The 885-nt window shown below is 42.6% G+C and carries 1 protein-coding gene; it reads left to right on the top strand.

The features are described 5' to 3' along the window. Positions 1–261 precede the first annotated feature (261 nt). Positions 262–885, top strand: a 624-nt coding sequence (locus tag R7Q11_RS25315) for a DUF368 domain-containing protein (protein WP_225466898.1), incomplete at its 3' end; no start/stop codon positions are given.

Here is an 885-nt window from a genome sequence, read left to right as displayed (position 1 = left end):
CCTATATGAATTTTTGCAAAAAACAAAACCTAATTGCATTATGCAATTTCAAAATGCAATTTAGGTGATTTATTAACAATTGAGTTAGTCAAAATGTAAATGAAAATAAAATGTTAACGAGTTGAAAGTTCGCTGTTCTCGCCTTTTCCTGGGATTGATTCATAAGCAACCACTCAAATATTAACTACGACACTATTTCATACTTTTTTCGCAACAATCTTTGTATACTCTGTGCCAACTACATGACTTAGCACTAAAGAAATGAACTATCTAATTACTTTCTTCAAAGGAATAGCCATGGGTGCAGCCGACGTTGTCCCTGGCGTGTCGGGCGGTACTATCGCATTCATAACTGGCATTTACGATACACTGCTTGAAAGCATTCGTCGTATTAACCCGTCTCTTTTCTCTATCTGGCGAAAAGACGGTTTTAAAGCCGCATTCAATCATATTAATGGCTTTTTCCTTATTGCTCTGTTTGCTGGCATCTTGTCGAGCATTGCAACCTTAGCGAAGCTGATCACATGGCTGCTAGACACTCATCCGATCCCTATTTGGTCGTTCTTCTTCGGCCTCATTTTGGTCTCTGTGTATCACATCCTCCGTCAGGTAGAGAAACGCGATGCGATTCGTTTCGTGACTCTTCTACTGGGCGTCGGCTTTGCGTATAGCACTACGGTGCTGAAACCACTGCATCTTGAACCTACCGCTATTAATACGCTGATTGCAGGTGCGATCGCGATTTGTGCGATGATCCTCCCTGGTATCTCAGGTAGCTTCATCCTGCTACTGATCGGTATGTATACTCCGGTACTTGCGGCCGTAAAAGGCTTCCAAGTGGATACGTTGGCGCTATTTTTATCGGGCTGCGTGATTGGCCTACTT

It is taken from the genome of Vibrio sp. 970 (genome assembly GCF_033339075.1).
Note: the sequence above shows the minus strand (reverse complement) of the source record. Positions and strands in the feature narration are given on the sequence as shown.